Annotated in this window: 18 protein-coding genes; 5 read left to right on the top strand and 13 right to left on the bottom strand. The window is 34.1% G+C overall.

What is annotated here, in order from left to right; genetic code table 11:
* Window positions 1-4: 4 nt before the first annotated feature.
* The 7 genes from NBE98_RS01000 to NBE98_RS00970 form a co-directional block, all read right to left on the bottom strand.
* A complete protein-coding gene (locus tag NBE98_RS01000; RefSeq protein WP_250811457.1) occupies window positions 5-4,735 on the bottom strand; it encodes a CehA/McbA family metallohydrolase in 4,731 nt (1,576 codons plus the stop codon).
* Window positions 4,736-4,985: 250 nt separating this feature from the next.
* Window positions 4,986-6,155: a YibE/F family protein gene (locus NBE98_RS00995; RefSeq protein WP_250811450.1), complete on the bottom strand. Its 1,170-nt coding sequence runs from the start codon at window positions 6,153-6,155 to the stop codon at window positions 4,986-4,988.
* A 194-nt stretch (window positions 6,156-6,349) separates the two neighbouring features.
* Window positions 6,350-6,895, bottom strand: a complete 546-nt coding sequence (locus NBE98_RS00990) for an amidase domain-containing protein (RefSeq protein WP_250811448.1) — start codon at window positions 6,893-6,895, stop codon at window positions 6,350-6,352.
* A gap of 149 nt (window positions 6,896-7,044) precedes the next feature.
* A complete protein-coding gene (locus NBE98_RS00985) occupies window positions 7,045-7,644 on the bottom strand; it encodes an ECF transporter S component (RefSeq protein ID WP_250811446.1) in 600 nt (199 codons plus the stop codon).
* Between the two features lie 215 nt (window positions 7,645-7,859).
* Window positions 7,860-10,265, bottom strand: a complete 2,406-nt coding sequence (locus NBE98_RS00980) for a VIT and vWA domain-containing protein (RefSeq protein ID WP_250811445.1) — start codon at window positions 10,263-10,265, stop codon at window positions 7,860-7,862.
* A 323-nt stretch (window positions 10,266-10,588) separates the two neighbouring features.
* Window positions 10,589-11,710, bottom strand: a complete 1,122-nt coding sequence (locus NBE98_RS00975) for a hypothetical protein (RefSeq protein WP_250811443.1) — start codon at window positions 11,708-11,710, stop codon at window positions 10,589-10,591.
* 20 nt (window positions 11,711-11,730) lie between these two features.
* Window positions 11,731-13,056 (bottom strand): glycosyltransferase family protein, encoded by a 1,326-nt coding sequence (locus NBE98_RS00970; protein WP_250811442.1) that lies wholly within the window; start codon window positions 13,054-13,056, stop codon window positions 11,731-11,733.
* 237 nt (window positions 13,057-13,293) lie between these two features.
* Here NBE98_RS00970 and ygeW point away from each other — a divergent pair, with 237 nt between their 5' ends.
* Window positions 13,294-14,487, top strand: a complete 1,194-nt coding sequence (gene ygeW, locus NBE98_RS00965; RefSeq protein ID WP_250811441.1) for a knotted carbamoyltransferase YgeW — start codon at window positions 13,294-13,296, stop codon at window positions 14,485-14,487.
* Window positions 14,488-14,620: 133 nt separating this feature from the next.
* Window positions 14,621-15,157 carry a hypothetical protein gene (locus NBE98_RS00960; RefSeq protein WP_250811440.1) on the top strand — a complete coding sequence of 179 codons (537 nt, stop codon included), beginning with the start codon at window positions 14,621-14,623 and terminating at the stop codon, window positions 15,155-15,157.
* Window positions 15,158-15,356: 199 nt separating this feature from the next.
* Here the strand turns inward: NBE98_RS00960 and NBE98_RS00955 are convergent, their stop codons facing one another.
* Window positions 15,357-15,698 carry a hypothetical protein gene (locus NBE98_RS00955; RefSeq protein WP_250811439.1) on the bottom strand — a complete coding sequence of 114 codons (342 nt, stop codon included), beginning with the start codon at window positions 15,696-15,698 and terminating at the stop codon, window positions 15,357-15,359.
* A gap of 99 nt (window positions 15,699-15,797) precedes the next feature.
* On the opposite strand from NBE98_RS00955, the gene NBE98_RS00950 reads away from it, so the two are divergent.
* A complete protein-coding gene (locus tag NBE98_RS00950) occupies window positions 15,798-16,349 on the top strand; it encodes a 2'-5' RNA ligase family protein (protein ID WP_250811438.1) in 552 nt (183 codons plus the stop codon).
* Window positions 16,350-16,465: 116 nt separating this feature from the next.
* On the opposite strand, the gene NBE98_RS00945 is transcribed toward NBE98_RS00950, so the two are convergent.
* Entirely contained in the window at window positions 16,466-16,885 is a 420-nt protein-coding gene (locus NBE98_RS00945; protein WP_250811436.1) for a hypothetical protein, read from the bottom strand.
* Window positions 16,886-17,149: 264 nt separating this feature from the next.
* On the opposite strand from NBE98_RS00945, the gene NBE98_RS00940 reads away from it, so the two are divergent.
* The gene (locus tag NBE98_RS00940; protein ID WP_250811434.1) at window positions 17,150-17,806 is read left to right on the top strand and encodes an undecaprenyl diphosphate synthase family protein; all 657 of its coding nucleotides are present in this window, start codon (window positions 17,150-17,152) and stop codon (window positions 17,804-17,806) included.
* A 13-nt stretch (window positions 17,807-17,819) separates the two neighbouring features.
* Here NBE98_RS00940 and NBE98_RS00935 read toward each other — a convergent pair whose 3' ends face one another.
* Entirely contained in the window at window positions 17,820-20,282 is a 2,463-nt protein-coding gene (locus NBE98_RS00935) for a sugar phosphate nucleotidyltransferase (RefSeq protein WP_250811433.1), read from the bottom strand.
* A gap of 41 nt (window positions 20,283-20,323) precedes the next feature.
* Entirely contained in the window at window positions 20,324-21,643 is a 1,320-nt protein-coding gene (locus NBE98_RS00930; protein WP_250811431.1) for a glycosyltransferase family 4 protein, read from the bottom strand.
* Window positions 21,644-22,093: 450 nt separating this feature from the next.
* Between NBE98_RS00930 and NBE98_RS00925 the strand changes: the two genes are divergently transcribed.
* A complete protein-coding gene (locus NBE98_RS00925) occupies window positions 22,094-22,384 on the top strand; it encodes a 5-fold beta-flower protein (RefSeq protein ID WP_349305975.1) in 291 nt (96 codons plus the stop codon).
* Between the two features lie 60 nt (window positions 22,385-22,444).
* Here the strand turns inward: NBE98_RS00925 and NBE98_RS00920 are convergent, their stop codons facing one another.
* Together NBE98_RS00920 and NBE98_RS00915 are read right to left on the bottom strand one after the other, a co-directional pair.
* Window positions 22,445-23,380 (bottom strand): SPFH domain-containing protein, encoded by a 936-nt coding sequence (locus NBE98_RS00920; protein ID WP_250811427.1) that lies wholly within the window; start codon window positions 23,378-23,380, stop codon window positions 22,445-22,447.
* Window position 23,381: 1 nt separating this feature from the next.
* Complete coding sequence (locus NBE98_RS00915) at window positions 23,382-23,831, bottom strand: NfeD family protein (protein WP_250811425.1); 450 nt, start codon at window positions 23,829-23,831, stop codon at window positions 23,382-23,384.
* Window positions 23,832-24,110 lie beyond the last annotated feature (279 nt).

The raw sequence follows: 24,110 nt of genomic DNA, 5'->3' as shown, positions 1-24,110 counted from the left end.
CTTTTTACAACTGTTCTGCAAATTTTACTAGCAGGTCAGCTTTATCAGTGTCAATCATTTTTCCTCTTTGTACTTTAACTTCACTTATATAAGTTTTTAGCATGGCTTCTTTCTGCTTTAAATTTCCCTTACCCTCAGCAGATTTTGCCTGTTGAAGCTTGTTAACAAGAGATGGATTTTTCTTATTGGCAAATCTTTCTGTTAAGCTGCCCAGACTGTCATAGGTTACTTTCACTTCGAACTCCACATTAAGCACTGCCTTATTCCCAGCCTTGTCGATAGCTTCTACCGTAACTATATTCTTACCTATACTCAAATTGTAAGCTTCAGCTTTATAATCAACAATACTCAGTAATAAAACGCCTGTTAAGTTATCTGATGCTGAGAATTTAAAATTAACTGTTTCATCCAATTTATATTCAGTTTTGTTCCCAGAAACAGTTATTTCAGGTGCTGTAGTATCAATAATAAATTTTATAGAAACATTGCTTCTATTTCCAGCCTTATCAACTGCCTCAACACTTAATACATAGCTTCCGTCTTCTTTAATCTCTTCACCATTATATAGCTTATCATTTAGTGTCATAACATAGCTACCTTCATTAACTGATACAAGCGGAGTAACTGTTCTATTATAAGTTCCACTATCCTCAACTCCACTTATTGAAATAACAGGAGCTGTCTTATCAATTATAAAATTAATGATGGTTTGGGAAGAATAATTATCTCTATTTACTGCGGTTACCACTAGTATATAAGTGTTCTCATCAGTTATAGGCGTTCCATAGTAATTATCTCCATTTAAAGTCATTGAGTAAGTACCCTTGTCAACACTTACAACTGGAGTGACAGTTTCCTTATAAACCCCATCGTTCTCTAAGCCTGTAATAGTGATAACAGGTGGAACTGTATCTGTTAATCTTACTATCTCTGTTGTGTTTCTTATTCTTAATCTATGCCCTTCTGGATCCTCAGAAGCTAGACCTATTACGCTTACTCTATCTCCAACTATTATTGAAGAATCCCACTTGCCATTCTTATCAGTATTTCCACTTCCATCATTGATATAGCCTTCCACATAGGCTCTCGCTTCCCCAGTTCCATCATTAACAAAGATATTTTGTCCATCTATCTTTGTAACCTTGCCTTCGACCTTTACAAGCCAACCTTCGTTTTCGTCTTTCATGCTGTCAGCTGTACTCATAGCCTTTGGTGCTACAGGATTTATTGAAGTATCAATTATTTGAACATCTTTAATTTCGTTGGCAACTTGAAGTTCTGAATCTCCTCCATAAGCATCCACATAGCCTGTAACTCTAACTTTTTGCCCAAGCTTAAGTTCAGTTTTAGAAACACCGAACACTGTTATTCCGCCTGTAGCGTCTTGAACATAAACAACTTCAAAGAATGCATTCTTAGGAGATACAGCCTCTGATTGAGCTGTAACTATTCCTTCAATAGCAAATCTCTTACCTAGGTTATCCGGTACTCCATTTTTGTCTGCATCTACTCTTACTTCAGCAATTGTTTTAAGTTCTGCTGGCGCTGCTTCAGACATCCAGCTTATAACATTTTCAGTAATTTGCTTATTTGAATAAGCATTATCTCCACCTGCTGTTTCAAAATCTGAGAAGAAAGTTGTTCCTGCAACTACTACCTTACTTCCATTTGAAAATTTTTCAGCAGCTAAGGAATAAACATTTCCCTTTTCAACTGGAACAGCATCATTTTGAAGGTCTGAATCTAAAATCTCTGTTGTATCAAGTCCTTTTACAAGCCAATCTACAGCGCTTTCGTCTCCATTTTGCTTTAATATAACAGAACATCCACTGTAAGCACTGTAAGTATATCCATCAAGAATATTATTAGTTAAATTATATTTTGAACTAGTATAATTATTGAAATACAGTCTAAATTCTTGTCCTCCGTTTGAAGTCTTGTCTATTACTTCATCATCGTTAAATCTCAGGTTCGAGCCTATAGCTTCAAGGATTGTGTTTCCTTGGGCCGCACTCTGATAGCTAGGATCAGTAACACCCTTATCATTGTAGTCCGCTCTAGAGGTTATTATTAAATTTCCACCAAGCTTTACAAAGTTTTTAATAACTTCAATTTCTGCATCTGTAAATTTAGATTTGTAAAGACCGTATTTACTGTCATCTTTACTTTGAGGGTCTGTTATTATAAGTACCTTGGTGTGCTCTAAATCAGATGCAGTTAATTCGTCATTATTTTGTACAAGCATGAAGCCTTTTTGCTGCAATGTATCTGCTAAAGTAAGCATCTTGCCCTTGTAATCTCCAGATACATATTGATTATAATGCCCTCCATCAATTACAACTTTAACTAACTCTTCCGCAGTACCCACGCTCATAGAAGTCGTATTTGTAAAATTGTTTTCTTTTCCATCTATTGTTATAGTTGTTTTTGCATAAAGCTTAATTTCTCCTATAGTTTTTGGTGTCCAAGTTGTTTTGGTTGTACTTGTTAATGCGGATGCTACTGAAGCTATAACACCTTCACCTATTTTATGTTCTGCATCTATAGAACCTTCAAAAAATTCAACCTTAACATCTTTCAGTTCAGTAGTTCCGTTGTTATAAACTGTTGCAGTTATATCTACCGGATTATTTACTATTTGTGGGTTTTGTGATACTTCTAGCTTTGATATTCCAACTGGTACTACGCTTCCTACCCAAACTGGAGCAGTAACAGCTATATCTTTGTCACTCTGATCAACTTTCACATAGTAATAGGTATTTCCTTCAGGAAGTGTTAAATTCCACTCAGCGATATTGCTATCAAAGGTCTTTGAAACAGCTACAGCTCCACCATTAACTATAATAGAAACTTTTCCAATTTTATCAGTTAAATCTGGATCTTCTATTTTAATCTTAGCGTTTAAGCTTCCAGTATTGCTTAAAATACTTCCCATTGGTTTATCATTTACCGTATAGAAAATCTTAAGATTTTCATCTTCAGTAGAATATATTCTTCTATTTCTCATTGCATCATAAAGAGAATCTCTTGTTAGGTCTTCTGCTAACATAACAGTTCTTGCTGTATTAGCATTAACCCATTTCCCTTTATGGTTATCCTGGTTATTAGTTGGTGCTAAGTGCCATCCTTTATCAAGAGCTCTTGTGTAGTACTCATAACTTGGGAAGTATCCACTACCTCTTACTGGCCCTTCACCATTACCAACCTCAACCATGTTTACTACATTATCAGCAGCTACAGAATAAAAACCGAAGTCTGCAAAATCCCCAAAGGTCTTGCCTGGGTGATTTAGCTGAGATATAGAATTTGTATCTCCAGCAATTTTATTGTAGTATGTTTTTAGATCCATTGCTGAATTGCTTCTTGAAGCAAACCAAGGAGTATTAAAGGTATTTATGTGTCCCCATCCACCTGTACTTCCACTCCAAGTCATTTCAAATCCAGCTATTCCTACAAATTTTCCATTCTCAGTATATTTATCTGCAGAAGTATGAAGCTGTTTCCACTCTGTGCTTGTAGACTGGCTGACATCAGTTATATTTTCGCTTGCTTTATCATTATCAAACCAATTGGAATGATCTGTTATAGCAACATAATCAGCCTTTGCATTGTTTTTCGCCCATTCATAAGCTTCATCAGGAGTACCTACACCATCAGATAGGCTGGTATGGGCATGAAGTTGACCATAGTATAAGTTGTATTGCTTTTGTGCTGCTTTTCCTACTGTAAAAGACCACTCTCTGGTTGAAGGATTTCCTTTTGTATCAGAAAGTTCAACCTTAGCATAGTGGCTCCCTTCACTTAGTGGTGTACTCAATTTGTAAGATATACTTGTAGCAGTTTTTTCAACACTTGTTAATGCAGTACCATCTAATATAAGTTTGATAGTATTTTCATTTACACCGGAAACATCACTAAACTCTACTCTTATTGCCTCAGGTTGAGTATTAACATCAACAGTTTCTCCATCTGCTGGCACTACCCTAGTTATAGTGGGACCTTCTTTATCTTCAATAGATTTAACAACAACTTTAGTTGAAGCTTTTATATCAGAATGTATCTTTGAAGTTGCTGTAATTGTGGTTTCTCCTGCTTTAACACCTGTTATTTTACCATCAGCTACAGTTGCTATTGTTTCATCTGCTGAATTCCAATTCACACCCTTTTCAGTGGTATCAATTGGATCATAAGAAACAGCAATCGTTTTATTATCTCCTTCTGTTAATTCAACTATTTCAGGAAGACTTAAGTTTTTAAGAAGAATCTGAACTGAGCTAACCTCTTCTATTTTAGTTGTGCTCTTTAAACCTGGATGTGGTGTAAAATAAGGAGTCAAATTTCCTGTAAGCTTTACATATTTCCCAGCTGCGGTTGGATTTGTCTTCAATCCAAAATTCGCTCTTAATTCTGATGGAGTTTTTGGCAGCTGCACATAAAGCATTTTAGTAACATCTTTTTCATCTTTACTATCAGCTATAGCAAATGCAGTATCTCCATCAAAATCAGAAAATAAAACAGTTTTTTCTGATGTTGGCTGCCCGACAATATACCCTTGTACTGTGGCTATCCTGTTGTCTTGTACTGGAATTGCTTCAGTCACGCTATAAGGCAATTCCCAAGTACCTGCCCCTGCAGCCTTAACTATATTTATATTGCCTATACCAACAAAGTTAGAAAAAACTAGTAAGAAAGTCATTACTAATCCCAAAATTTTAAAATCTTTTTTCTTTAACAAACAATGTTCCCCCTTGATTTTTGTATTTTACACAGCAATCACTAGTTGTTATGTAGCTAAGTTTATACAATGTTGGGTAATGATATAATAAACTTGTCTTATCCCTCCTTTATTTTAATAATCAATGAAAATATATATTAAGTCTTGCTTAGTAGTTCATACTTAAAATGAATTCAAACTTGTAGAGTATTAGTATTATATTAAATTTATGTAATTTTATTACATTTCGCTAAGAAACAAAAACTTAGGATTAACCCCTAAGTTTTTTATTGTTATTAAATTTAAGATATTTGCTTTCAATAAACGCCACTGAAATAAACGCAGTAATCGGCACAGTAAGTACAATACCAATACTTCCCGCCAAACTTTGAATAAGTTCTGTACATATCAAATCCATATTCATAATTTGCAAATATGGCATACTAGATGCCATTATTAAAATAATTAATGGCAGCGAGCTTCCAGCAAAAGCTAATATAAGAGTATTTGACATTGTTCCGATAATATCTTGTCCAACATTCATCCCTGAATTAAAAAGCTGCTTTTTATCTAATTTTGGATTTACACTGTGCATTTCATAAATTGATGAAGCAATTGACATTCCTACGTCCATTACAGCTCCTAAAGAAGCTATTAGAATTGCAGCAAACATTAAGCCATTTATACTGAACTTTGAATTTTCAGCAACATATATAAGGTTCTCGGCATTATCCATGGTTACACCTGAGAGATGTGCAGCTTGTCCTGCTAAATAAGATATAACTCCAGCAACTATTACTCCAGAAATTGTTCCAAGCATTGCAGATGCTGATTTTTTACTCCAGCCTGTGATGAGTAAATGCGTAACTACTGTTGTTGCAATAGCTGTTATGATTGCTGCGGTTATTGGGCTTAAGCCCCTAAACATCATTGGAACCATAAAAAATAAAACCATAACTCCTGTAAAAATTAAGGATACTATAGATTTTAGTCCCTTTAGCTTCCCTATTGCTAATATGACTAAAAAGAAAATTGCAATTAATACATATATAACCTTATCCCTTTTATAGCTGTAAAGGCTTATATCGCTAAGTGTTCCATCATTAAGATAAAGGCTTGCAATAACCTCCATATTCTTTTCAACTTTAACATTGTATAGTCTGCTCAATCCATTTTTTACAGCAAACCTTTGTTTTGCGTATTTTCCTGTAAGTATTTCTATATCTATATCCTGATTTCCTAATTTCATGCCTTCCACTACTGTATCATCATTTAACTTTTCAGCTTTTATATTAATTACCTTGGCTCTTTCATAAAGCACTGTCCTTTTTCCTCTGGAGGTCAGTACACTAGGCTTTCCCACCATTCCTGAAAAATAAACTATTAATATGCAGGCTGCTATAGCAAGTAAAATTGATATGACAGTATACTTTTTATTCATAGGCTATCCATCCTTTGTTTAAAACTATATTAATTTCAATAGCTTTGCTTACTAACGCAAGTAACTTCAGGTTACTCACAATGTATTTATATACTACCATATATTTACATAATTATCAATTTTCTATTGGTTTGATTTTGTATATATTTCAAAAAATTTTAAGAGCATGACCACCTGGTCATGCTTCACTTAAATTAGGACACCTCAATCTTCATAAAATGCATCTTCTTAGCCTTTTCTTTAACATGAGTTGCATTTCTCAGGTTATAACTATGCTGAGAAATCAGAGGAACTCTTCCACCTTTATCTATGCTAAAAGCTGTTACCATTGCAGAATGATATATTCTTCCACTTTTATCTTCATACTGTATGATATCTCCAAGTTCCAAAAGCTGAATATCATTTACTTCCTTAGCCTTTAATCCTCTTAGTCTTGACTGATTTCTCACCTTTAGAGTCCAGTAAAGAGAATGAGCTACAGTCCAGGAAACAGACCAAGTATCATCTGATGATCTTGAGCCGTTCATTCTGTACCACCAGGGTGAAGAATCAAACGCCAAGGGAGCTCCGCCTGCCTTCAGGCATTGAGAAATAAAATTAGTACAATCTCCTCCGCCATCATCACGCCCTGGGATAAATTTAAACTCAGGATTTGGGTTTAAAGCATAGGTCAGCGCGTATCTTACTGCGTTTTCATGGTTATATCTATTAGTTCTATCAAAATTACCGAAGTAATACATAAAATGCTCCTATTACTAATTATTATTAATTATATTCTATGCTAGAGCACCTTTAAAGGTTTCTTTCTCTTACCTTAATTTATAGTGTATTTACTTAATACATAATAAAAAGAGCCTAAGCTCCGCTTAGACTCTGCTAATCTTCAATATTACTTTTTAATCTTCTTAATAGCCATCACAATTGGTACAGTTATAAGAGTGCCAACAATTACTTCAGGAATTCCATTTGTCAAAGCTATTCCGTAAATAATTTTTGCAGCACTGTTTGCTCCTGCTCCTGGCTTTAAAAATGCAAGGTTAGGATACAAAAGATAAATCATGGTAAGTACAACAAAAGTATTTGTAAGAGTTCCTACTACTGCTCCTGCTCCAACCTTTATATTTTCATTTTTTCCAAGCATTAATTTATAGGAATAATAGCTTACTATACCTATTAAAATTCTTGGAAGAACAGAAACTATTGGATTTTGAAAAGCTGGCGAGAAAATACTGCTTGGAGCCGTATAATTTTGAATAAGGCTGAACATTCCAAAGAAGAACCCTATTACTGCTCCTACCAAAGGACCTTCAATGATAGCCCCTACAATAACTGGAATGTGAAGTATTGTAGCCTTAGCCATTGGCAATGGTATAAAACCATAACCTGTTGCACCTAGTACAATAGAAATAGCTGACAGCATACCAATAGTAGTTAGCTGTCTTGTGCCAAGCCTATGACCTGACCTTGTTGTTGATACGTTTTGATTCATTTTTACCCCTCCGTTCTTACTCCCCTTAAGGATATAAGTCGAATTTTAAATATAAATTTTTAGCGGTTCAGTTTCGTAAAGAATACCGACCATATAGTATTGTAGCACTTTTTTATTGTAATTTCCATAACACTTATTCAATTTTTTTACAATTAATTAATTGCTTTAGTGTAAAACACAAAAACCTCTTCTTGTTGAAGAGGTTTTTTATATATCTATTTAACTTTTAACACACCAAGCTTAGCAATATCATAAACTGAATTCTTTTCTTCCCTGATAACTATTTTTTCCTCTATGGTTTTCCCATCCTTTGACATTGTAAAAATTATTGGAGCTATAACTTTTAAAGATACTCTATTGGAGCTATTTATAATTTCAACAACTCTTTCACTATTATAGCCTCTGAGTTTGAGCTTTAATTCTCCTAAAACCTTCAGGCACTGTCCTTCCAACTGCTCCTTTAAGAAGCCTTTGTCTTCGCAGGATTTTAAAGCTAAAGCAGCTACTATACATAGTCTTTCATCAAACCAAGCTTCATTTTCTTCAAAGGACTTAATTAAAAATTTCACTGACTTTCCAAGCTGATTAATATATATGACAAGGTCTTCCTTCCCCATTGTAAAAGCAAGCAGTGTCATTGAAGTTACTTCTATCTTATTGTAAAGTCTATCCTTGTTTGCATCAGCAAAGCTTCCATCTGCAAATTGATTTTTTGCGAGCACCCTTAATATGTTATATCTTGGATACTTATAGTCTAATATTGCATTATCACCTTTTTTCTCAATCTCAGCTTTGCTTGGCATACCAGCAGGTTTGTAAACAAAGGTAGGGACATCAAGGAAGTTGGCTCGTGAAATATCCTTGCTGGTTTCCTCAGATATATCCACTGGAACAATGTGAGTTATAGGCATGCCTAACACTGGGTCTTCAATTATCTCAAGCATTATGAATGAAGTTTCAGGGCTAATTATTCCGTATTCCTTTGAAAGCTCAATAACCTTGGCTCTCATAGAATCGTAAACTTCTCCTCTTTCAGTTTTCATTCTTTCTTCAATAGAATCTATTCTTTTTCTCGTCCAAACCTTTTGAACAAGCTCTGCATTTTCCTTTAAATCCAAGCCGTCTAAATCTACAGTCTTTGTATAATCCTTATCTCCAACCTTGCCTTTTATAGTAATCTTTCCTTCTATGTCTCCAGACACCTTTGCAAAGATTGAAAATGGTTCTCTGTCATAGATATAATCTATAGTCCTAGGATAAGTTCTGTCAACCTTCATGCTTCCCCAGTCTATCTCTTGAACATCTACCTGAGGGTTTTCAATTCTAGAAAATTGCTTAATAATCATATCTTCTATACTTTCGCCTTCATAAAGAAATTCTGCTTTTCCATAGCCAAGCTGTGCAAGTTTATTAATTACATAGCTGTTGGCTGAAGTATCTATTCCAAAAGTAAAAATTCTATTATCACCTATATTTTTTCTAACATAATCAAGCATCTGTTCTTCATTTTCAATTATATCATCAGTAAAGAGAAGAATAGTACTGTATCCAAAAGCATTCTTTTCTGAAAGTGCATACTTGAGTGCCTCAAAAATTTGAGCTCCTTTTTTAGCTTCAAGGTTGTTAATCCAATCAGTAGCCTTTCTTAAATTTTCATCATTAAATGGCACTTTTCCAAGTTCAGAAAAGAAATGAAGCCTACTTTCAAAAGCAACTATGTTAAAGCTGTCTCCCTCAGATAAGTTTCTTATACAAAGTTGAAGTGCATCCTTAGCTTCTTCAAGCTTTGCACCTGTCATAGAATAAGAAATGTCCACAAGAAAGATATAATTATTTGGCCTTTCCTCTTCCAAACTTTGAAGCTTTGGAAATAGTCTTAAGTAGAGTATTCCTTTGTCTTCATTGTCCTCTAAATATTTATACAGCATACCAGCAGCTTCTACCGGCTTTTCTTCCTTAAATACAAGTACAAGATCATTATCAAGTTTTGAATTATAATTCTCAAAAGTAACTTTTGCTAAGTTTATCTCTTCTTCCCATTCAACCCTTATATCATGGCTAGGAGATTCTATACTTATTTTAGTGAGAGGCTCAACTAAAAGATTCAAACTGCTTTTATAGCTTACAATCCCTTCAGCACTGCTTTCATTTTCCTGAGCCCTATCTGCATGCAAAGGAGGAATTATAGAAGGTATAGTAAGCATTAAGCTGTCATCTTCATAAACAAGCATATCCATATAGGAGAACTTTATTTTAACGGATTCCCCGGGCAATATTTGACCTATAGTGAATTGATACACATTAGGATAAGGCTCATCTAAAGAAAGAGCATTAACCTTTGTTTCCTCTGAATCCTCATACATTCTTTTAGCCTCTTCCCAGTCCTCAACTACAGCTTTTAAGGTTCTTCCGCCTAAGGTAGCCTCAAAGCCGGTTATAACTGCAGTATCAGGAATAGGAAACGTATACATACCATCTATACTCATGCTTCCTTTGTTCTCATAAACCTGCTTAATTGAAATCTCAGCATATTCTCCGCATAAGTTTCCGCTAATTCCAACCTCTTTCAAGCGCACCTGCGCCTCAGGCTGCTTGCTGCTCTTTAGACCATAACCTAACATAAATTCCCTCCTGTATTCTTTACTTGTACGTGACAATTACTAATAGCCACGAATCCTCATAAATACTTATCATAAACCCAATAATTACATACTACTTATACTTTCCATATAAAAAATAATTATTAATTTTTTTGTTGTAAGATAGTGTGGCAATATAGTGTCAGATTCCTCGTAGAAACCATTGAGGTAAAAAGCCTAAGTGTCTTTTTACGGTAATCTTGTGAGTGAGAATGAGGACTCTTAAGTTGCCACTTTCTTAACACAGCTAACGGCTTACTGGAGGAATTTGACCCTCTATAATCCACACTATTTTAAAACAACATCTATATTTCTTTTTTATATAATCTGTAGGTTCTGTAAAGGAGTCCCCCTGTTTTCTCAATATCAATTCTCATAGCATGGTTGGTTTCTCCTATAGTAGACCCCTCACCATATTTATACCCATTTTTTATAGCGTTCTCATAGCACTTATAGAGCATTGCTCCGCTTACTGCTTTTTTTCTAAACTCAGGAACAACAAACATTCCAAATATTCTAAGCCCGTCTATATTTTTCTTATACCATAAAAATTTTATGAATCCAAAAGGAAATAAACTTCCATTAAGCTTCTTAAGCACTTGGTTATAGTCTGGAAGTGCAATTAAAAAACCCACTGGCTTTCCTTCGCTTCTTGCAAAGATGATAATATCCTTATCTGCTAAAGGCTTTAATCTGGCTATTTCAGCCTTAACTTCCTCTAAAGTTGGTGGTGCAAGCTCTTCCCAATCATCAGGCATGCCTATTTCCATTATCTCCTTGGCATCCTTTGCTTCTCTATCTAAATTATTTAAATCTATAGTTTCAACCTGAAAATTATAGCGCTTCATTGCATATTCAACTAACTTGCGGTTTTTGTCAATTGAAGCAGCAGAATCGATATCATGATAATAAGCATATAAGTCCAAAGATTTACTAAATCCATATTCATTGAAAAATTCCACATAATACTCAGGATTATAGGAATTCATAAGCACTGGAGGGCCATCAAAGCCTTTAACTAAAAGACCTTTATAGTCATCACCATTTGTAGGAGAAAGAGGTCCCTTAATTGAATTCATTCCTCTTTTCTTAAGCCATGAGGAAGCTTTATTAAATATAGCAAAAGCAACTTCTTTATCATTAATACTTTCAAATAAGCTTATATAGCCTTCTTTCATGTTTTTCTTTTCATTTAAAGATTCATTAATCCCAACGCAAATTCTTCCTGCAGGCTGACCATTTAAGTAAGCAATAAAAAACGCATGCTCACCTTGCTCAAACAAAGGATTATCTTTACCTAGCAAGGTTTTTAGCAAATCTCCCTTTAAAGGAGGAACCCAATATGGATCTTCCTTATAAATTATCCATTGTATATCAATAAATTTCTTTAGTCCTTTTTTATCTTTAACCTCAATTATCTCTACCATGCTCCACCCACCCCTAATCTCTAGTTTGACATAGATGTATTAAATCCCACATGTGCATCAAACTTTTCATGTGATAGATACTCAAAGTTCTCTTCACGAAGTACAATATCTTTTAAAAGTTCTGTTTTGCCTTCATAAGTTCCGCAGTAAGAGCTTAAAAGTTTTTCAATACTTTTCCTATATTTGTCCTTGTTCATTAATATCGCTTCAAGAGCCTTCACTGCATCCTTATCATTTTCTGCAACCTTTCCTATGTTATATTTTTCAATCATAGTAAGTGTTCCTATATCATTTGTTGTTGCCTTTCTAAATGTAATTTCAGGAGTTTTGTTTAAGAGGCTTTCAATAAAAATTCCTGCTGAAGGTCTGCCAATTAAACAATCAGCTGCTGCAAGCATTTCGTCAAAGTTACCAATATATTGAAAAGGCATTATATTAATATCTATATTAGTATTCATAGCTTTAAATTTATTAATTTTCTTATAAATTTCCTTATCTCTTCCGCAGACTACTATTAGGTTTAATGGCTTTTGGTAATCACTGCATATAAGCTTAACCATATTCATTAAGAGGTTTCCGCCTATGCTTCCGCTGGCTAAAATTACACTATCTCTTCCATTATTTAATTCATATTTTTCTTTTATTTTTTTAACATCTTTGTGTTTAAAGTGCTTCTTTTCTGCTAAAGGTCCTATAAGCCTGTACTTTGCATCATTAAGCTTATCAAGCTTTTTATTAGGGTTTTTGTATATAGAATTTTTATAGGCTTGAATTACAAAATCCTTGTAATAACCAAGTACATATTCTATCTTTTCAAACAAAGTAGTTTCCTTATTGATGTCAATAGAAAAATAAGTTTTACTGAAATCAAAGTTTTGTATAGCTTCTCCTGTTTCCTTAAAGTAACAAATATGAGTAGCATACGGATTTACTAAGTCTAGAAATGTAGAAATCTCTGTTATGAATATGTAAAAAGGTACGCCCTTCTCCTTTGCATATACTCCAATAGCCTTGTTAAAGCCATCTGCAGTAGATACTATGATGTCAGGTTTTACCTCCTCCAGCTTCTTATAATATGGCGCTGTATCGGAAACCTCAATGAATGGAAGAATAAACATTCTGGCAATAAAGTTCACAACTAAATCTAGGGTTCTAATAAAGTTTTTTCTTATTAAAAAGTTCCAAAGCCTTACTATGCCGCTTACACTGTCTGAACCTATCATTTCACTACCAGCCATGACTGTAACTTCGGCTTCCTCACCTTGAAGTATGTCTTCAAGTATCCTTGCCATTCTAAGATGACCCATCCCGAATTTTTCGTATACAATTAAAACTTTCTTAGGCATTATATAAACCTACCTTCCATTTTGATGCAGAATAATCTATGCTGTCTGATTTATTATTAATATAGATAAAATAATTATTCCTAGACTAATTATACTACAGTCCGTATGAAAACTAAATAGTAGTAATAATGAGAGTATGGCAAAAATTTGGATATGCAATTATAAATCTATATAAATCAGCGATATTTGAAAACATACTTACATATAATTAACTATAATTAGGGGGGTTGATTATTAATGGAAAAAACAAAAAAGCTAGTGGAAGAATTAAGAAAATTGAATTTTTCCAAAATGTACAATGAAGATTTTCTTCTTACTTGGGAAAAAACTGAGGATGAACTTTCTGCAGTATTTAAGGTGGCTGATATATTAAGAGACCTTAGAGAAAACAATATTTCTACAAAGCTATTCGACAGCGGCCTAGCTGTTTCCCTATTCCGTGATAATTCCACTAGAACACGATTCAGCTTCAGCAGTGCAGCAAATTTATTAGGTCTTGAGGTTCAAGACTTAGACGAAGGAAAATCTCAAATTGCTCACGGTGAGACTGTGAGAGAAACAGCAAACATGATCTCCTTTATGGCAGACGTTATCGGCATTCGTGACGACATGTATATCGGCAAGGGAAATACATATATGAGAGAAGTAAGCAAAGCCGTAAAAGAAGGACATAAAGCAGGAGTTTTAGAACAAAGACCAACCCTGGTTAACCTTCAATGTGATATTGATCACCCAACTCAGACAATGGCAGACATGCTTCATATTATTAATCACTTTGGCGGGGTAGATAATTTAAAAGGCAAAAAAATTGCTATGACTTGGGCTTATTCCCCTAGCTATGGAAAGCCTTTATCAGTGCCTCAAGGTATAATTGGTTTAATGACACGTTTTGGCATGGAGGTTGTTCTTGCTCATCCAAAGGGCTACGAGGTAATGCCAGAAGTGGAAGAAATAGCAATTGAAAATGCAGCTAAAACTGGCGGCAGCTTTACAAAAACAAATTCTATGGAAGAAGCTTTTGCTGATGCAGATATGGTTTATCCTAAAAGCTGGGCATCATTCTCAGCTATGCAAAAAAGAACAGAGCTTTACGGAAATGGGGATTTTGATGGCATTAAAGCTCTTGAAAGAGATTTGTTAGCTCAAAACGCTAATTATAAAGATTGGGAATGCACCGAGGAGCTGATGTCATCTACAAAGGGAGGAAAAGCACTTTATTTACACTGCCTTCCTGCGGATATTTCCGGGGTTAGCTGCATAGATGGAGAGGTTGAATCTTCTGTGTTTGATTGTTATAGAGATCCATTGTACAAACAAGCAAGCTATAAGCCATATATAATTGCTTCAATGATACTGCTTGGCAAAGTTAAAGATCCTGTTGCTTTGTTTGAGAGACTATTGGAGGATAAACCCGAAAGATTTATAGGTTAGACAAAATATTTCTATATAGTATAGGGTGCCTAAGCACCCTAATTTATTTTAGTTAACTCTATTATTTATTATTATTCTAAAATCATAAATCAACTCATATTGTAAATTAGTATTAATTATATTGGGTCTAATGATGGATGAATTAACTATAAAAGAGAATTTATCGCCAGAGCTTTACTGTGAACTTAAGATGCTTTTAAACAATATATCAACTATATCAAGTAACACTAAAGTACATTTCATAAAATCATCGGGTGAAATTTGTTTTATCTACACATTAGATAAGAATAACTTAAACAGTATAAGAAACATAGAAATATATGGCCTTTTTGCCTCCAGCATAAACCAATTTAAAAGTCTCGAAGACTATCTATACATGGAGGTTGGAATAAAGCTTCAAGCAAGCGGTACACCTTTAGAAATTAAAACCATAAACGCTGGAAAACTTAAGCGCTGTGGAAGAGGCTCTCAAGGTATTAGATTTTTAGAAGAAATACTAATACCTGAAATCAATGAAATATTACATCACTATAACTATACCGAAAATATTAAATATATTTATGGCATAAGCGCAGAACTATCTCCAGAGACCAATTCTTTAGCCAGAGCAAAATTCTATAGTAAAAATGGATTTATAATGTCAAATTGTCATTTTTATAAATATTTATAAAGCTATAGCTTTTATTCTTATCATGATTTCACGAAAAGAAGATAACTAGATATCGCGATATCATGATATCTAGTTATCTTCTATACTATTTAATTCATGTGTTAACCATAAACTATGGGCTCCTTGTTCGATAACTACCTGATTAATTCAATCTAGTTTATAAATTCTATATATGATAAAGCAAGGCTGTTACTATTGTCTATATTAGTCCCTTAAGCATTAATCCCGCCACCGCTAAAGCCGCCTTTTCATGCGCTGAAGCATAGCCTTCCACATTAAATAAGATTTCTTTTTCCCTTATAATATTATTACCTTCAATAATACCTAATATCTCTCCTAAATTATTATTTCCTTCCCTTATAAAATTGCCGTCCAAATTAGCCAGTATTTCCCCGCTTTGTCCTGCTCCTTCTCTAATAAACCTTCCTTCAAAATTAACCAATATATGTCCAAAGTCATCACTGCCATCCTTTATATATCGCCCTTCTACCTTAGCTAGAACCTTACCCTTTGCAGGGCCTCCATCCCTTAAATATCTCATATTCTCATCCCCCAACAATTGTAGAAATATCTTTTATTAAATTTTATGTTTATAAATTGTTATTATTACAAATAAATATTAATGAAGGAGTTGATTTTAATGAGATATGTAATAGTTTGCCTTATAAAAGGAGAAGCTTTAACTTTCCACGAAAAACTTGTAAGTGAAATTTGCACTAAATTTAAGGTTAAAAGACAAAGACTTCCGGCACATTTTACTATTAAAGCACCCTTCGAGCATGAAGATATAAGTCAGCTCGAAAGGCTTACGGAAGAATTCTGCAGTTCAGCACAAATTACTAATATTAATCTGAATGGTTTTGGACACTTTAGAGAAGACGTAGCCTTTATAGATGTAAAGACCTCTAGCCAGGCAGTTAAAGTTCACGACGACTACATAGATGCTCTTAAGACTATTTCATGGCTTGAATGGAAAAGAAACGAAGGAAAAGGAAGAGTATTTCACTGCACTCTTGTTTCAAAGATTCCTAAAGGAAAGTTCAAGGATATTTGGAACTATATATCAACCTTTAATTGCCATTTCGAAACGACCTTTGATAATATTTCAATACTTAGATGGGATAAGGATAGATGGGTTACTCACAATGAATATATGCTAAATTCTGAAAGTAAAAATACTGAGAAACTATAGAAGGGTAGCTTCCTCTTGAAAATTTTTTACTGAGCCAGGAAAATATAATGTTAGTTCGGCGTTTTCTACGAGGAAACTATCTGCCATATCATAACTATTTTTGCTTTAAATTCACCTTAAATATCATTATCCTTAAATTTTTTACTTAGCTCCCCCATATCTTCAGCAACTCTACCAATGCTAGCACTGTGATACTCAAATCTTCCACCTAAGCTTGATATTATATCTTTTGCCTTTTGTGCCATGCTAAAATCAGTTTCAACAACAAGTTTATAGTTGTTGTCATTGAACTCAGAAAAGCCTCCAGTTACATTTACTATAGGACTTATAGCAGTAAGAGGCGACCTTTTCATATCAGAAGGATCTATGCTAAGATTTGAAAGACCATAGGCAGAACTTGTATCTGCTAGGTTTCTCTTTATATTTCTATTGTTATCATCTATCTTAATGTGGCTATTGGTATAACCCGCTGCTTTTAACTTTGCCATGGCTTGATTTGCTCTTTCTAGAGTCATAAAATAACCTTCTACATACATAGTATATCCTCCTTAATAACTTTTCTCAGAACTTAATTTATAATATTTTTCTCTTTATATAAAATTATTATTCTTATATTATTTTTCTCAAACCTTCTAAATATATAGAATTACTTTAGCAAACCATGGTAATAATATTATTACATAACTAGGAATTCATAACAGGATACATTTAACAATTGTATCATTTCAAAACGGAATACAGGAGGCGATACAATTGATTATTGTATCGTGCAAAAAAGAAATACAGGAGGGTAAACAACTATGAGAATTCCAAATCATATTGGAATTATACCTGATGGTAATAGAAGGTGGTCTATAGCTAAAGGGTTAACAAAGGAAAAGGGGTATGATAAAGGCCTTGATCCTGGTGTACAGCTATTCAGGCTATGCCAGAAGCTCGGAGTTAAAGAATTAACCTACTATGGGTTTACAACGGACAATACAAAAAGACCCTCGATTCAAACAAGAGCCTTTACGGAAGCTTGTGTTAAAGCAGTAAGCCTTCTTGCACAAGAAGATGCTTCTCTTTTAGTAGTTGGAAATACTGAATCTCAAATGTTCCCTAAAGAACTTATACCTTTTACCGAAAGAAGAAATTTTGGAAATGGAGGTATGAGGGTAAATTTTCTGGTAAACTACGGATGGGATTGGGATTTAAGCAGTCTTAGCGTTTCAAGTAAAAGCATTAAAAACAACTTAAAAGGCGGTATACTTGGTTATCTGAATTCCTACGATATATCTCGTGTTGATTTGATAATACGCTGGGGGGGCATGAGAAGGTTAAGCGGTTTTCTTCCTGTTCAGTCCATCTACTCAGATTTTTATGTTGTAGATGACTATTGGCCTGATTTTAAGTCAGAACATTTATACACTGCTTTAGAATGGTACGGAAAACAAGATGTTACCCTTGGAGGATAAAAGAACTGAAGATTTAATTCTTCAGTTCTTTTTGTTCTAATTCAGTTATCCCCTCAATTATGTTAACAAAATTCTCAGTTAGTTCTTCTGCCTTCTCAATATCTTTAGCCTCAACAAAAAGCCTGCATAAAGGTTCTTCAGTATCTGGCAGTATAAGCACCCATCCGCTTTCAAAGGTAAGCCTCACACCCTCTATTAAATCTAAAGAGTTGGAGTTGCTTTCTTCAATTATGCTTCTCATAACTTTCCCTTTCATATTCCAAGGACAAGTTATATCTTTTCTCCTATTGAAGTATTTTGGAATTTGTGAAGCTAGACTAGATAGAGGAAGATTCCATGAAGCCATTAAATTTAAACCATATACGCACATACTTATAGCATCCAAACTCATTAAATATGAAAATACAACCTCTCGTCTGCTTAATTTATTTTCATTTTTAATATAGCTTTCCAATATATTCTTCTGCGACGTCTTTGCTCTTACAAACTTCGCCCCACACTGCTCTGCTATATATTCCATAACTGAAGATGCAGTTACAGGAACCACCAAGGTTTTAAGCTTTGTTGACTTTAAAAGCACAAGGGCATTTAACGCTTCAATTAAGCTATCCTTTATTATATTTCCTTTCTCATCCACAACTACTGCAAAATCCCCTTCTTCGGAGATATTTACACCAAGGCTTGCGCCACTTTCGACAACTTCTTTACTTAAGCCTAAAATATTGTTATATTCGGCATAGAGCTTTACATTTATTCTAAGCTCAGCGAACATGCTTTGCATTATTGAAAGCAGCATAGAATTTCTTACACTAAGTACAATCTTATATCTTTGGCTTCTTATATTGTGAACACCCACTCCATTAATTATCTGCCTTACATAATACTCCATGTAATCTGACATATGAATCATTCTTCTAAAATCGTCAGTTTTAACCCTTCTAAAATCCTCCCTCACAAAGGAATTCTCTATTTTTCTTTCCACAGTCTTCTCAATATCACAACCATTTGCATCCATGAAAAGAATATTAACCTTTTGAGGATTATCTTCACTAATTGAAACGTGAATAGCGCCTTGAACTCCAAAAAACAAAGTTGCATACCTAGTCATCGGTGTTACCATCTTTTTAAGATCATAAACCTCAACTCCCATTGACAACAGGCCTGTAGCTAAAGAGTATTTAAACATCTGAGCAGCCCCATTATCACTGCAGCTTATAGCTACCTTTGCCTCATGCTTTAAAAGTGACCCATAGGCCGAACCTAACTTCGATACAAATTCAGGTGTAATGTCCACGTTAACAATTCCACTTATTCCGCGCTTTCCGAACAAGGATCTGGAAAACTTGCCCCCCCAGATTATATTTTCTTTAACTACAGTGCTTGACTCAATTTCTTTATTTGGCCATATCCTAACTCCAGGTTTTATAATTGCTCTTTCACATACTAGAGTTTCATCACCAATAGCACAGTATTCAAATGCTGAAACCTTAGATTCAAGCTGAACATTATTGCACACTACTGCACCTTTTATTTGCGTATTGCTTCCCACGTAGCAATTGTTTAGAAGTATGCTTCTTTTAACCTTAGTTCCTGTAGATATTATATTTGACTTTCCAAAAATACTGTAAGGTCCAATTTCAGTTTCAGAATATATTTTACAGCCACTGCCTATATAAACAGGTGCTTCTATGGAAGCTACAGAAGATATCTCACAGTTATCCCCAATCCAAATTCCATCCCTATACTTATCCCCTTTTATATTCACTTTTACTATTCCCTTTAGTATATCAAAGTTACATTTCATATATTGCTCAATATTTCCTATATCACACCAATACCCATCCTCCACAAAACCATAGACTGGCCTATGGTTTTCGAGTAATATAGGGAATAAGTCATTGCTAAAGTCGAACTTCTGGTCTTTTTCATAATAAGAAAAGATTTCGGGCTCTAAAATATATATTCCAGTGTTCGCCTTATCACTAAACACTTCCCCCCAGCTTGGTTTTTCCAAGAACCCTGTTACCCTTCCTTCCTTATCTGTTACTACAACCCCATACTCTAGCGGAACTGCAACCTCCTTTAAAACCAAAGTAGCAATTGATTTCTTATCTCTATGAAACTCGATGGCCCTTGATAAATCAATATCCGTTAAGGCATCTCCGCTTATTACGATAAAAGTATCGTCTAAAAAATTCTCACCATTCTTAACGCTTCCTGCCGTACCTAGAGGGAACTCCTCAATAAAATATCTAATGTTTACGTCAAAATCTTTCCCATCCCCAAAGTACTTTATAACCTCATCTGGCAAATATTGCAGAGTTACCGCTATGTCTGTTATACCATATTTTTTTAAAAGCTCTATGGTATACTGCATGACTGGCTTTTCTAGAATAGGCATCATTGGCTTTGGTGTATTGCAAGTTAGCGGCCTAAGCCTTGTACCCTCACCACCTGCCATAATTACCGCTTTCATAGTTGTTGTTTCCCCCTTATACCACTTAAATAAAAATAAAATTAAATGTTTGCTGCTTTCTTTCTTGTTCTCTTTGGCCTAGTTTCTTTATCTGCAGCACTTTCTTCTATAGCTGTATCCTCAGACTTTTTCTTTCTTGAAGCTGCTTTTTTCTTTACTTTAATCTCTGTAACTTCCCATTCGGTACCCTTGGCTTCTTCTCTTACTTTTTCATATAAAGCTATAGTGTCAGCTGCGATCTTATCCCAAGTATACTTTTTAAGGACTTCACCATATGCATTTTCACTTACAGCTTTTCTAAGAAGATCATTATCTAAAAGTTCAATCACATTATCTTTAATACTATCTTTTGAACCAGGTATAAGCTTCATTCCGCTAACCTTGTGCTCAACAATTTCCTTTAGCCCCCCTACATCAGAAACAGCAACTGGGCATCCTGCTGCCATAGCTTCAAGTGCTACAATTCCAAAAGGCTCATACAAGGATGGGAATACTGCAACATCTGATGCTTTATATAGCTTGGCCTTTTCATCATCTTCAAGATAGCCTAGAAATAGTATCTTATTCTCAAGCCCCATAGCTCTTGCCTTCTGCTTAAGTTCCTCTGACATAGCCCCCTTGCCCGCTATAACAAATTTAACTTCGCTGCAGGCACTTAATATATCCGGAGCAGCTTCTATTAAAAGCTGAATACCTTTTTCATAAACATGTCTTCCCACGTAGAAGATAATTTTCTCTTCATCTCGTGCAAAGTTTCTTCTAAATTCTGCTATGTTAAAGCAGCCTTCAAATGCCTCCACACTTACTCCATTTGGCACAATATAAAGCTTGTCTAATGGAGTGTTAAAAACACTGTGTATCTCTTCCTTCATATATTGGCTGCATGCTATAACCTTCCAAGCCTCATAAGTCATCATCCACTCAACTGATGATATATAACTTTGCATTTCAGTTCTTATTCCGTTGTTCCTTCCATGCTCTGTAGCATGAATTGTGCAAACCATTGGTATATTATAAGAACCTTTTAATACTTTTGCAGCATAAGCTGAAAGCCAATCATGCCCATGTATAATATCAAATTTCCCATTAGCATTAATTAGTTTTATACCTGCTTCTATCATTGCAAAGTTAAGATGCATTACCCATTTGGTAAAATCAGAACTGTCAAGGCTATAAGGAATAACTCTATGTACAAATACCCCTGCTCCCTCTTCTTCTAGAGGAATATTTTCTTCTTCACAGGTTATAACATGTACTTCGTGCCCAAGCCTACCTAAGTTTTTAGATAAGTAATAAACATGATTGGATAGTCCCCCAATATTTTTAGGTGGATACTCCCAGGACAACATTAATACTTTCATAATTTACCCCCTCTTTTGTATTAGAAAATGCAATTTTAAACTTCAAGTATTTCATTTAAGCACGCTAGCATTTTTGTTCATATTTACAATTATATACCATTATTATAAAAATTCAACTATTCACTCTATATTTTACATAAATTATGTTAAATTTAAGTTTATTAAGACACAAACAGCGATTAGTCTTATTTATTTAAAGCTTACTTTCGTTTTCTTCATAATATTTTATTTTTATACCAACTTCCATTTAATTCAATACGTTTACATTTTGCTGCAAACGTTTCACCTCAACAAAATATGCATTAAGCAATTATTTTTCTTTCATTTGCAAAAAATGTATAAATAGATTTTCATATCATTAATTATCGTAACATTTTTTCAGAAATATCATAGTATGTATTGAAAGTTGACAAGCTGCTTTCAAAAATTTTATTAGGATGGTGTGAATTGATGAGAAGAGCTTACAATAATTACTGGAGTCCGCTTGGTTATATCGACGGCGATACAATATATTCAAATGATGGTAACGTGCTTGGTTTCTACGCTGATAATAATATATATAATCCCTATGGCTACCGTCTAGGTTATTATGATGGTAATAGATTGTATAATCACTATGGGGAATACAATGGTTACTTAAATAATAATGTTGTTTATAATTCCTACAATAGTCCAGTAGGCTTTTTAGACAATTCCCTAGATTTCCTTCTTGCATTAGCTTTATTGTTTTTCTTCCTATAAATCATAATAAAAAAGGTTAAAACTTCTTAATTGAAGTTTTAACCTTTTTTATTTACAAGACTACTTTTTAAGAAGCTCGCTTATTGCAGCTATATTTCCAAAAGTAGAGATAGCTTCATTTGGAATTATGAGTTTATTAGCTGGGTTCTTAGCCATTTCCTGAAGAGCTTCAACCTGTTTTAAAGCTATGACTGTCTCGTTAGTACCTGATTCTATTATAGCCTTGTTAACTTGGGCAATAGCTCTTGCCTGAGCTTCTGCTATAGCCTCAATAGCTTTAGCTTTACCTTCAGCCTCTAAAAGCTGTGACTCTTTTAAACCTTCAGCACGTCTAATATTAGCTTCCTTTTCTGCTTCTGCTGTAAGTATCTTAGCTTGCTTTTCACCTTCTGCTCTTGCAATATCACTTTGCTTTTGCCCTTCTGCTTGAAGTATAACTGCTCTCTTGTCTCTTTCTGCCTTCATCTGTTTTTCCATAGCCTGCTGAATTTCAGCTGGAGGAATTATATTTTTTATCTCAACTGAAAGTATTTTAATACCATAAGCATCTGTTATTTCATCAACAACTTTTAATAACTCGGAGTTAATAACATCTCTACCCGACAATACTTCATCAAGAGACATATTACCAACAATATTTCTCATATTAGTTATAGTTGAGTAAACAATACCTGATTTGTAGCTTTCTATATTATAAACTGCGTCCTTAGCATTCATAACCTTGTAGAATATAACATTGTCTATATTTATCTTTACGTTATCTTTGGTGATAACATTCTGAGGTTCTATATCAAGAATTTGCTGTTTTGTAGAAACCTTTTTTCTAACAAAATCTACAAAAGGTATAACAAAGTGCCAGCCTGGTTCTAAAACTCTATGAAATTGTCCTAGTCTTTCAACTACGTACAAAGAACCAGTATTAACAATTTTAATTGATGAGAATACAAGAATTAATAAAATAAGCGCTATTACAAAGCTTAATAAAACATATTGCATATTATTTTTCCTCCTCTATCTTTTCAAAACTTTCTTTCATTACAACTAATTTGTTGCCATCTAAGCCTGTTATTCTAACTTTATCTGCCTTTTTAATCGGTTCCCCTATATTTTTTATTGTCCAGTATATACCGTCAATCTTAACTTTTGCTGTTTCAATTACATCTTCGTCTACAATTAGCTCTCTTCCAATGTAACTTTCTTCCATAGTAGAAGTTTTCTTAACTGTATTTTTTAGTGTTCTTTTCACTAGTGGATAACCTAGCGCCATAGATACTGCACTTACGGCTATAAAGGTTATAGTTTGAGTAGCCATGTTAGCTCCAACTATTTGTGCTATTATAGCTGCTATACCCCCTACCGTAAACCAAACAAATAAAAAAGCACTGGTTGCTATGTCAATCACCAAGGCTGCCACGGATATTATTATCCAAAGAATTAATGGTTCCACGGTTTCCCCCTCCTCTTCTATATTAATTAACTAAAATTTTTAGTCCTATAAATATAATTATATAACAGAGCTTCCTAAAAAAGTATTGTTTAAAACTTATTCTCTATTATTATATATACTATCGGGCTATGAATATATAATACACTATTTTATAAAATTAATAAAGTTTTGATTAACGCGTTTATCGGTTACTTTGTACCTTTTATCCTGATTAACTTTACTTCTATAAAAGTAGCTTAATCAAGCTTGATTTATCTTGAAAATTTGCAGTTTTGCTTT

The organism is Clostridium swellfunianum, assembly GCF_023656515.1.
Lineage (GTDB): Bacteria > Bacillota > Clostridia > Clostridiales > Clostridiaceae > Clostridium_AT > Clostridium_AT swellfunianum.
Note: the sequence above shows the minus strand (reverse complement) of the source record. Positions and strands in the feature narration are given on the sequence as shown.

Bases quoted from the DNA above. Each gene is read 5' to 3' on its own strand.
- NBE98_RS00930 (WP_250811431.1), bottom strand. From the start codon at position 21,643: ATGAAAGTATTAATGTTGTCCTGGGAGTATCCACCTAAAAATATTGGG.
- NBE98_RS00920 (WP_250811427.1), bottom strand. From the start codon at position 23,380: ATGCAATATGTTTTATTAAGCTTTGTAATAGCGCTTATTTTATTAATT.
- NBE98_RS00945 (WP_250811436.1), bottom strand. From the start codon at position 16,885: ATGTATGTAGAAGGTTATTTTATGACTCTAGAAAGAGCAAATCAAGCC.
- NBE98_RS00925 (WP_349305975.1), top strand. From the start codon at position 22,094: ATGAGAAGAGCTTACAATAATTACTGGAGTCCGCTTGGTTATATCGAC.
- NBE98_RS00940 (WP_250811434.1), top strand. From the start codon at position 17,150: ATGAGAATTCCAAATCATATTGGAATTATACCTGATGGTAATAGAAGG.
- NBE98_RS00935 (WP_250811433.1), bottom strand. From the start codon at position 20,282: ATGAAAGCGGTAATTATGGCAGGTGGTGAGGGTACAAGGCTTAGGCCG.
- NBE98_RS00980 (WP_250811445.1), bottom strand. From the start codon at position 10,265: ATGTTAGGTTATGGTCTAAAGAGCAGCAAGCAGCCTGAGGCGCAGGTG.
- ygeW (WP_250811441.1), top strand. From the start codon at position 13,294: ATGGAAAAAACAAAAAAGCTAGTGGAAGAATTAAGAAAATTGAATTTT.
- NBE98_RS00995 (WP_250811450.1), bottom strand. From the start codon at position 6,155: ATGAATAAAAAGTATACTGTCATATCAATTTTACTTGCTATAGCAGCC.
- NBE98_RS00985 (WP_250811446.1), bottom strand. From the start codon at position 7,644: ATGAATCAAAACGTATCAACAACAAGGTCAGGTCATAGGCTTGGCACA.
- NBE98_RS00950 (WP_250811438.1), top strand. From the start codon at position 15,798: ATGAGATATGTAATAGTTTGCCTTATAAAAGGAGAAGCTTTAACTTTC.
- NBE98_RS00970 (WP_250811442.1), bottom strand. From the start codon at position 13,056: ATGCCTAAGAAAGTTTTAATTGTATACGAAAAATTCGGGATGGGTCAT.
- NBE98_RS00990 (WP_250811448.1), bottom strand. From the start codon at position 6,895: ATGTATTACTTCGGTAATTTTGATAGAACTAATAGATATAACCATGAA.
- NBE98_RS00955 (WP_250811439.1), bottom strand. From the start codon at position 15,698: ATGAGATATTTAAGGGATGGAGGCCCTGCAAAGGGTAAGGTTCTAGCT.
- NBE98_RS00975 (WP_250811443.1), bottom strand. From the start codon at position 11,710: ATGGTAGAGATAATTGAGGTTAAAGATAAAAAAGGACTAAAGAAATTT.
- NBE98_RS00960 (WP_250811440.1), top strand. From the start codon at position 14,621: ATGGATGAATTAACTATAAAAGAGAATTTATCGCCAGAGCTTTACTGT.